8 protein-coding genes are annotated in these 9,423 nt (G+C 45.0%); 5 read left to right on the top strand and 3 right to left on the bottom strand.

Features of this window, described 5'->3' with window-relative positions; all coding sequences use genetic code 11:
• Positions 1–30 precede the first annotated feature (30 nt).
• From ACFI6L_RS18425 to ACFI6L_RS18415, 3 genes are all read left to right on the top strand, one after another.
• Entirely contained in the window at positions 31–663 is a 633-nt protein-coding gene (locus tag ACFI6L_RS18425; RefSeq protein ID WP_014948766.1) for an RNA polymerase sigma factor, read from the top strand.
• 1 nt (position 664) lies between these two features.
• Entirely contained in the window at positions 665–1,720 is a 1,056-nt protein-coding gene (locus tag ACFI6L_RS18420) for a FecR family protein (RefSeq protein WP_014948767.1), read from the top strand.
• A gap of 219 nt (positions 1,721–1,939) precedes the next feature.
• Positions 1,940–4,873 carry a TonB-dependent receptor gene (locus ACFI6L_RS18415; protein ID WP_014948768.1) on the top strand — a complete coding sequence of 978 codons (2,934 nt, stop codon included), beginning with the start codon at positions 1,940–1,942 and terminating at the stop codon, positions 4,871–4,873.
• A 261-nt stretch (positions 4,874–5,134) separates the two neighbouring features.
• On the opposite strand, the gene ACFI6L_RS18410 is transcribed toward ACFI6L_RS18415, so the two are convergent.
• Positions 5,135–5,329 carry a bacterioferritin-associated ferredoxin gene (locus tag ACFI6L_RS18410; RefSeq protein ID WP_014948769.1) on the bottom strand — a complete coding sequence of 65 codons (195 nt, stop codon included), beginning with the start codon at positions 5,327–5,329 and terminating at the stop codon, positions 5,135–5,137.
• A gap of 275 nt (positions 5,330–5,604) precedes the next feature.
• Here ACFI6L_RS18410 and ACFI6L_RS18405 point away from each other — a divergent pair, with 275 nt between their 5' ends.
• On the top strand, positions 5,605–6,210 hold the full coding sequence (locus ACFI6L_RS18405; RefSeq protein ID WP_014948770.1) for a peroxiredoxin: 606 nt from the start codon (positions 5,605–5,607) through the stop codon (positions 6,208–6,210).
• 73 nt (positions 6,211–6,283) lie between these two features.
• Here ACFI6L_RS18405 and rnt read toward each other — a convergent pair whose 3' ends face one another.
• Positions 6,284–6,919: a ribonuclease T gene (rnt, locus tag ACFI6L_RS18400; RefSeq protein ID WP_014948771.1), complete on the bottom strand. Its 636-nt coding sequence runs from the start codon at positions 6,917–6,919 to the stop codon at positions 6,284–6,286.
• A 341-nt stretch (positions 6,920–7,260) separates the two neighbouring features.
• On the opposite strand from rnt, the gene ACFI6L_RS18395 reads away from it, so the two are divergent.
• Complete coding sequence (locus ACFI6L_RS18395; protein ID WP_014975986.1) at positions 7,261–8,133, top strand: flagellar protein MotY; 873 nt, start codon at positions 7,261–7,263, stop codon at positions 8,131–8,133.
• 37 nt (positions 8,134–8,170) lie between these two features.
• Here the strand turns inward: ACFI6L_RS18395 and glpQ are convergent, their stop codons facing one another.
• Complete coding sequence (gene glpQ, locus ACFI6L_RS18390; RefSeq protein ID WP_462574579.1) at positions 8,171–9,367, bottom strand: glycerophosphodiester phosphodiesterase; 1,197 nt, start codon at positions 9,365–9,367, stop codon at positions 8,171–8,173.
• Positions 9,368–9,423: the final 56 nt, after the last annotated feature.

The raw sequence follows: 9,423 nt of genomic DNA, 5'->3' as shown, positions 1-9,423 counted from the left end.
GGGGGCATTAGCCCCCTTTTATTTTATTAGGTGAAAAAGAACGAAAAAGCAGGCATTATTGATGCCAATGTAAGCAAATCGAAACACACAACATTTAATATTATGACGAGAAAGTCGACAGTAGCTGAAACCTTTTTAAAATACCGCTCAAAGCTAATGCGCGCGGTAGGTTCTATTGTTGGCGCCGACGACATTGAAGACATCGTGCAAGAAGCTTTTATTAAAAGCTATGAAGCAGAGTTAAAACAAGAAATACAGTATGAGCGTACCTATATGCTCAAGACAGCGCGTAATCTAGCGCTGAACCATGTTGCGAAAGCTGAAAACAAAAATAAGCAGCAGCTCGATGACATGGATATTTTGCCTTATGAACTTGTAGGGCACAGTTTAGAAAAAAATGTAGAAAGCAAAGAGCGTTTTATTCATTTTTGCCGAGCGACAGATACATTGTCTGCTGATGTAAAACGCGTATTTTTGCTGAAAAAAGTATATGGCATGCGACAAAAAGAGATTGCAGAGCTTGTGGGGCTAAGCGAAAGCACCGTTGAGAAGCATGTCGCCAAAGGTTTAATGATGTGCTCTAGGTACTTAGCCGAGCTGTCAAAGGACAGTGCATCCCCCCGTGCCACTGCTAACGCGACTCAGGACATAAGCCGTAGTTAACATGAATAATATTCGCCAGTTTTCAAGCAAAGAAGATATCCAAGAGCAAGCATGCTTATGGATAAGCCGTCTCGATCGCGGCTTAAACAGTGACGAAAAGACGGAGCTAGATGCTTGGTTGTCGGAAAGTAATGCGCATCGTCAAGCTTTGCTCGACGCCGCTAGCTTGTGGGACGACATGTCGGTATTAAATGAATTGAGCGGTTTATTCCCGCAGCCTACCTCACGTCAGTCGTCGAAAAAACGCAATATGCCTAAAACAGCGGTTTGGGGCATTGCGGCCACATTTTTAGTGATGGCAATAGCTGTTGGGGTAGTGGTTCAGCGTACGTGGCTAAATAGCACCCCTGAATTCGCAGCGGTAACACAAAAGGTACAAACCGGTGTTGGCGAACAGAAAAACGTGACGCTAGCCGATGGCTCTAAACTTCATCTAAATACAAACTCTGTCGTTACCGTAGACTTCTCATCAACGGCGCGCAATATCGTTTTATTGAAAGGGGAGGCACACTTTGAAGTGGCTCACGACACGTCTCGCCCGTTCTCTGTGACTGCGGGCAACAACACCGTTACCGCTGTTGGAACTGCTTTTAATATGCAATATGTGGATGATAATGCGTTTGAGTTAGTGGTTACCGACGGAAAGGTATTGGTGAAAGATCGCTTTAAGGCTTCATCCTCAAATGAGTCGCTCTTCACGAAACGTCCTGTTGCTGAAGAAGGACTTCTCATGTTCGCAGGTGAAAAAGCCACAGTGCAAGGTAAAGTGGAAGCTCGTGAAAGCATGTCTCAAAATGACATTGATGACGATTTAGCGTGGCAACAAGGTATGATTGTATTTAAAGGTGAGCCGCTAGAGGCCGTATTAGCTGAGATTGGCCGCTATACACCCGTTCGCTTTAACATTTCGGACGAAAGTTTGCGCAAGCGACGTGTAGCGGGCTACTTTAAGGTAGGCGATATAGACGGTTTGTTGTCAGCACTTAAGAGCAGCTTTAATATCAATTACGAGAAAGTCACAGAAACAAGTATTGAGCTTAAGCTAGCGAAAAGTTAAATATTTCTGAAAGATAGGTGCTTTCTACTATTCGTAGTTGGCATCAATTTCTTTAATGTGACAATATAATTAAAATAATAAGCACATCGATTTTATATCTTGCAATACAGCAATTTTGCGATAAGCAGGCAAACCAAAAAGGCAATAGAAAAGCTGCATGCCCTAGCGTGTTCGGCCCAATGCCTTTCGCAAAAAAGAATGTGCAAATTCTCCCGTATTTTGTCCCTCTCGGCACTACACATAGCGTCCGGCTTTTTTCTTTTCATAGCACCAGCGCCAACGCTTCATGCACAAACAGACAGCCCTTCGCAATCACCCGACCAAACCGAACCAAAATTGGGTGCTTACAGCTTTTCAATACCCGCACAAAATGCTAATGAAGCGCTAACCGAACTAGCTAAACAGGCAAATACCACATTGCTTTTTCCTTTTGATTTAGCAAAAAAAGTGAAAACAAACGCATTGGAAGGTACGTTCACACTGAATGAAGCGCTGGCACAGCTTCTTGAAGGAACAGAATTGGCGGTAGTAACTGATGAAAGCGGTGCGGTAAGTATTCGTTCTCGTTCATCGTTAGTGGCGAAGGAAACACAGCCACAAGATACCGAAAAGAAAACAGACGAGGGAGGCAATGGACTTGAAAAAATTGCGGTCGTCGGTACTCGTAACTCGCCTCGAAGTGCTGTTGACTCACCAGTTCCTTTGGATGTGATTGGTTCTGAAACCCTCAACTCACAGGGAAATTCAGACGTGCTTTCTATGTTAAGCGTGATGGTTCCTTCGTTGAACGTAAACGATCAGCCCATCAATGATGCCAGTAGCCTGGTAAGGCCGGCGAACCTTAGAGGAATGTCCTCGGATCACACGCTTTTGTTGCTTAACGGAAAGCGACGCCATCGCTCTGCGGTAATCACGTTTTTAGGCGGAGGTTTATCTGACGGTGCACAAGGGCCTGATATATCGGTTATTCCTGCCTATGCGTTAAAGCAAGTCGAAGTATTGCGAGATGGTGCAGCAGCCCAGTATGGCTCAGACGCCATTGCAGGCGTGATTAACTTCGTACTTAAGGATGCTCGTGAAGGAGGGCATGTTGCGCTGAAGGTTGGCGGATACAGTGAAGGCGACGGCGAACTGTTTCAAGTGCAGTTGAATAAGGGCTTTGCTATTGGAGAAAACGGCTTTTTAAATGCAACGGCAGAGTATCGTCAGCAAAATGGCACGTCGCGCTCTGTACAGCGGGTTGATGCGCAGAACTTGATTGACCAAGGGAATGTGTTCATCGCGTCACCGTCCCAAGTATGGGGAGCGCTTGATGTTAACGAAGATATTAAACTTGCGCTAAATGCAGGCGCAGACATTTCGTCTAAATCACAATTTTACAGCTTTGCCACTGCAGCAAGAAGAGAAATAAACGGTGGTTTTTACTTTCGAAATCCGCAAACCCGAGAAGGGGTGTTCAGCCGTACCGACCCAAATACAGGGGAAAGTCGTTTGATTGTAGCCGATCTCGACGGGCTGGAAAGTGGAATTGCTTGCCCTTCTATAACCTTGTCCAGCAATAGTGTATTGCTGGACCCCTCGTATCAACTTATTGCAGATAACACAACGGCGCTTGGTGCCAACTGTTTTGCTTTCAACGAGTGGTTCCCTGGCGGTTTCACACCAAAATTTGGGGGCACGATAACGGATGCTTCTGTTGCGATGGGCGTTAAACATGAGTTACCTAATGGCTGGGCGATGGATGCCAGTGCGACATTGGGCTACAGTGACATTGAGTACACCATCTCCAATACGGTTAATCCATCGTTAGGGCCACAAACGCCAACGTCGTTTTCGCCCGGTGGTGTGTCGCAAGTAGAGCGAACGCTTAACTTAGATTTTAACAAACTCATTCAAACTATTTTCGACGATCCGGTTAGCATTGCCGTGGGCTTAGAATGGCGCAAAGAAACCTATTTTCAAAAGTCCGGCGATGAAGCGTCATATATTGCAGGCCCTTTCGCTCTAGAGCCGCCACTTGGGTTGAACCAAGGCTTTTCCATCGGTTCCAACGGTTTTCCGGGGTATCAGCCTCAAAGTGCTGGGCACTGGAGCAGAAGCAATTGGGCTGTGTACGCCGATTTGGAATTTTATGTTACCGAAGCATGGCAGTTTGGCGTGGCCACTCGTGTAGAGCATTTCAGTGATTTCGGCTCGACATTCGATGGGAAATTGAGTACTCGCTATAAACTAAATGATATTTTTGCATTACGCGGATCTGTAAACACCGGTTTTAAGGCGCCAACAGTAGGGCAGAGTAATGTTATCAACGTAACTACCGCCTACGGTGTTAACGGTTTGGAAGACCAAGCAACGCTGCCTCCAACTGATCTTATCTCACTGCAACTAGGCGCAACTCCACTGACGCCTGAAGAATCGGTGAACTTTAGCCTTGGGCTAGTTATGCAGGCAAGCGAGAACTTTTTTGCAACGCTCGACTATTTCAATATTCGCCTTTCTGATCGTATTAGTACGACATCTGCAATTCCGTTAACCGACGACGACATTAGTGCGCTTATTGCCCAAGGGCGTCCAGATGCGGCGAAATATAATGCTGCAAAGTATTTTACTAATGACTTTGACACAAAAACTCAGGGTGTTGATTTAGTTGTTAACTACAATTTTGCGCTAGCTGATTGGTCAAATTCTTTACTTCTTGCCTTCAACTGGACAGACACACAAGTAGAGCGGGTTACACTTTATCCTGCGCAAGTGGGGGACGAAATACGGCTTCTACCTAATCTAACACAGGCAAGAATTCGCATGCTGGAAGATAACTTGCCTGCTCATCGAGGCAGTATCACGCTGGAGCAATCGAAAGGAAATTGGGCATTTACTTGGCGGCTTAACTATTACGGTGAGTTTTATGAAGACCATCTTGATGCGTCCGCAGGCATGGACATATACGGCAATGCGTTAACCACATTCGATGCCCAAGTTGCATGGAAAGTACTGCCTCAAACACAAGTTACCCTCGGCGCCCAAAATCTGTTTGACTCGCTGCCTAATGAAAATCCTTTTCAAGGTGAAGTTGGCGCACTCTACCCACCTACATCGCCTAGCGGTATCAATGGGGCTTTCTACTATGCAGGCATTGAGTACACCTTTAACTAGGGCATGCTTCAGCAAAGCTACGTAGTTAAATGGCGCGCTGCACTCATTGAGAGTAAGAAAATGAGCCTAGCTCTGAGTTTGAAAGGACAACAACCTATCGTTTTAGGTGACGATGTGAATGTTACTTAGGTAATTAAACTAGAATATGACTTAGGTCACTTAAAGGAATAATCGTGATAATAAATATGGTATTTAAAGTCTAGCCAAGGATGCTAAGAGCGATGACGTTGCGTTTTAAGAATACGCGGGTTGGCTAATTGCCTAGCCAACGTCTTTGAATAGGGACTCATCGACGATAGTTTGGTCAATGATCTGTTGCGCCATGTTGATGCACTTACCGCATTGTGAGCCAAGCTCTAAATGTTGACGTAACTCTCGCATATTTCCCACACCGTTTTCTTCAACCGCTGCGCGAATGCTTTTATCAGTTACCCCATAGCACATGCAAACAAACATTAAACGTACTCCAAATGAATCTGTAAATGATAATAATTGTTATTCTTTGCTTTAGCAAGTGGATAATGACAAATTTAATACAAGGTAATTGAAGAAAGACTGAACAGTGTGGGGTGATGTTAAGCGGTTATTGGTATGATCAGTAAAAAAACTCGTTGTTTAATATTGTTATTTCCATATTCGTACCTATTTTCTTTGAAGGAAATTTCTTATCAAAGTGGTTACGCAACGTAATCACTTCTATTATTACAATCCAAATATAAATGGAGAGACTCATGAGTGTATTAGTTGGCCGTCCAGCACCTGACTTTACTGCAGCAGCGGTACTTGGTAGTGGTGAAATTGTTGACACTTTCACACTAAGTGAAGCAATCAAGGGCAAGAAAGCTGTTGTATTCTTCTACCCACTAGATTTTACGTTTGTTTGCCCGTCAGAGCTTATCGCCTTTGACAAGCGTTTCGACGAGTTCAAAAAGCGTGGTGTTGAAGTGATCGGTGTTTCAATCGACTCTCAGTTCTCACACAATGCGTGGAGAAACACTCCGGTAAATCAAGGTGGTATTGGTCCGGTTAAGTACACCCTTGTTGCTGACGTTAAGCACGACATCTGCCAGGCATACGATGTTGAGCACCCAGAAGATGGCGTTGCGTTCCGTGGTTCATTCCTAATCGACGAAGAAGGTATGGTACGTCATCAGGTAATCAATGACCTTCCACTTGGCCGTAACGTTGATGAAATGCTGCGCATGGTTGATGCACTAGCATTCCACCAAGAGCATGGTGAAGTTTGCCCAGCGGGTTGGACTGAAGGTAAAGCTGGTATGGATGCGTCGCCTGAAGGTGTTGCTAAGTACCTATCTGAAGAAGCAGACAAGCTATAAGCTAAACTGTTTAAAGATTATAAAAAAACAGCGCCTTTTGGCGCTGTTTTTGTTTATATCAGTTTGAATAAAACTACTCTTTATTTTCTACAGGCCATCCGCCGAGCGCTTTATAGCGATTTACCATATAGCAAAATAGCTCGGTGGTCTTTTGGGCGTCATACAGCGCACTGTGCGCTTCACTTTGGTCAAATGCGATCCCCGCTGCACGGCATGCTTTTACCAAAACCGTTTGGCCTAAGGCCAATCCAGCAAGGCTGGTGGTGTCAAATGAAACAAACGGATGGAACGGCGTGCGTTTTATATTGCAGCGTTCTATCGCGGCATTGACGAAACTCTGATCGAACGTTGCATTGTGAGCAACAATAACTGAACGTTGGCAGTCTGCATTTTTTTGCGCCTTGCGGATGCCTTTACATAAGTCCTTCATGGCTTCGCTTTCTTCAATAGCCCCTCGCAATGCACAATTAGGGTCGATGCCATTAAATTCTAAGGCTGCTGGCTCTAGGTTAGCGCCCTCAAAGGGGTCAATGTGATAATGAAAAGTTTGATCAGGATGAAGTATACCGTTTTCATCCATTTTCACCGTTACCGCGGCTAATTCTAACAGGGCGTCAGTGCCTGCATTAAATCCGGCTGTTTCAACGTCGATAACAACGGGAAAGTAACCTCGAAAGCGCTGGGAGAGAAGGGGCGGGTTGGCAGACATAAACACTCTTGTAAGACTCGATTGCGTTAATTGGTTGGTGACTAAAATGCGTACCAACCTGCGAAGCATATTGCGTAAAAGAATTATCGCAAGGATACTCTCGAGTTGCCAGTTGCAATTTATAAACTGTTAAATCAGGGGTCTAGCAAAAGTACAAAACGCGAATGGTATTAAACGCTAAACTTTTCTACAATTTGGACGATAATCAAATTAAGCGTGGAAAAATCATTAGGCACATTTCTTCTTTTTGTGTGAGCTAATTTGATTCATTATGTTCGGTAATTTGTGCACGTAGTGTTGTCTTTTACCTGTGTTAGTCTGATTTTCGTTATGGTGTCGAAATGGTGTCGAAATTAAAATATATCGCTTTATTGGGGATGCTGGGGTCATTGTCTTCCCACGCTGCCATGCGGCAATATTCTGCAACCATAGAAAGCTCCAACTGGCGAATAGACAAAGACACGCGACTTCAGTGTACCTTGAACCACGAACTACCCGGTTATGGCGAAGCCATGTTCACGAGCTCAGCGTCGAAGCAGCTTAATATGGAATTCGAACTGGACATGTATTTGCTGCCAAGCAAATTTGATATGGCTGCTGTTTATTCTGTACCACCTAAATGGATGCCCGGCGTTGCGCCTAAAACCATTGCCGACATGTCTATTCGTAAACAGTACAATGGCGACCTTCCGCAGGATGCGGCTTGGACTATGTTGTCTGAATTAGAAAAAGGCTTTTGGCCCACAATCTATTACCAAGACTGGTATAACAAATACGACCAAGTTAGTGTGGCATTAAATGCTAGCAACTTCTCTGGTGTGTATCGTGAATTTGTGAAGTGTGTATCGAACTTATTGCCCTTCGGTTTTGATGACATTGCCTACACGGTATTGTCGTATCAAAACAACAGTACAGAGCTAACCAAATATTCGCAGAAGCGCTTAACCATGATAGGTGAATACTTAAAAGAAGACAGCGAGCTTGAGCTTGTGCTTCTTGATGGTTACACCGATAGCTACGGTGGTCGCTATAATAATGAACAGTTGTCTATTCGACGTGCTAACGAAGTAAAAAGCTATTTGACTACGCTAGGTGTACCTGAAGATCGAATTCAGTTAACAGGCCACGGTGAGAAACGCCATATTGCGCCAAACGATACGCGAGAAAGCCGCGCCCAAAACAGACGCGTGGTGGTGCGACTTTCAAAATCCTAGGCGCTAATTATCGCGCCTACACTCGCTTTAAAATGCGTTAGTTTAATTTTTCTCGCCACCTTAATACCGGTACTAAATGATCGGTGAAAACACCGTCAGCACCTACCACCTTGTCTAAAACTTCCAAGACTTGCTCTGAACTCAAACCTGCTGGTAGTGCATCATGTCGGTAGGTGTAGGGGTGGATTGTCAGGTTATTTTCGTGGGCGTAGGCAATCCATGCCGCGGCTTCTATTTTTCCTTGAGTCATCGCTTCATTATCGAGTAAATGGCCTAACCAAGGGCCTATGCCATCGGTATACAACGCAACCTGCTGCATGCCTTCCTGAGTGCGCAGCCAGTTATAATCTGTGTCGCTTTCGCCCCAGTCGTTTTCGCCGATCAGCATCACAACTTTGCCTTTATAGCCCAGGGTTTCACGAATGCGCTTAACTTCGTTAAAATCGAAGCATTGCAGGTAGCTATTACCGGTCTCTCCACCAAACCCGTAAGCATTTAAAGCATCTACAACGATTTTACTGGCATCAACGCCTTCTTTAATGTGAAAGGCAGGGGACTTTACTTCAGGATAAACGCCGACAGATGTTCCAAATTGGCGATTTAGCTCGCTGATTAGCTCAAAGTGTTCATTTAACGTGGCAACTTTAAAATTAGCATGCGTGCCGCGGTACCTATCTTTAAAAACTTGCTTCCCGTCACTGTTAGCGCGCTCGTGTACCCGCAGTTGTCGCAGTTCTTCAAGAGTAAAATCACGCGCGTAATAGCGTCCGTCATCGCGGTGGCGTGCAGGAAACACATCTTCTATATTGGTGACCGTTTCTAAGTGGATGTCGTGTAGCACAACGGGTATGTCGTCTTTAGTGATAACAACATCTTGTTCAATAAAATCGGGGCCCAGAGAAAAGGCGAGGGTAGCTGCTTCAAGGGTATGCTCAGGTAAATAGCCCGACGCGCCGCGATGGGCTATCACGGTAAAGTGCGTTTCAACATTTTCTTGTGTGTCAGCGTGTGTTTGCGCACTCTCGTTATTTGCAGCCATGACGGAAAACGTACTGCCAGCAGCAACTGCACCGGTAAAAGCGACAAACAACGCTGGCAGAATAGCGGCCAGTTTTACTTTTGGCTTACTGCGCAAGCTTATATTGTGCGCCGCTCGAGGCTTCCGACTTATCGCTGTTCTAGATTGGCTTTTGTTTTTATCATTTTGCGAAAATAATAAGCGGTTACGTAGCATGTAGTATCACTCCATGTGGTTTTTATCGTTTTTTCCAGAGCCGCACGTTTTTAAGT

It is taken from the genome of Alteromonas sp. G4i35 (genome assembly GCF_054960375.1).
This window is presented reverse-complemented; position numbering and strand designations above follow the sequence as displayed.

Bases quoted from the DNA above. Each gene is read 5' to 3' on its own strand.
- ACFI6L_RS18420 (WP_014948767.1), top strand. From the start codon at position 665: ATGAATAATATTCGCCAGTTTTCAAGCAAAGAAGATATCCAAGAGCAA.
- ACFI6L_RS18410 (WP_014948769.1), bottom strand. From the start codon at position 5,329: ATGTTTGTTTGCATGTGCTATGGGGTAACTGATAAAAGCATTCGCGCA.
- ACFI6L_RS18405 (WP_014948770.1), top strand. From the start codon at position 5,605: ATGAGTGTATTAGTTGGCCGTCCAGCACCTGACTTTACTGCAGCAGCG.
- rnt (WP_014948771.1), bottom strand. From the start codon at position 6,919: ATGTCTGCCAACCCGCCCCTTCTCTCCCAGCGCTTTCGAGGTTACTTT.
- ACFI6L_RS18395 (WP_014975986.1), top strand. From the start codon at position 7,261: ATGGTGTCGAAATTAAAATATATCGCTTTATTGGGGATGCTGGGGTCA.
- glpQ (WP_462574579.1), bottom strand. From the start codon at position 9,367: ATGCTACGTAACCGCTTATTATTTTCGCAAAATGATAAAAACAAAAGC.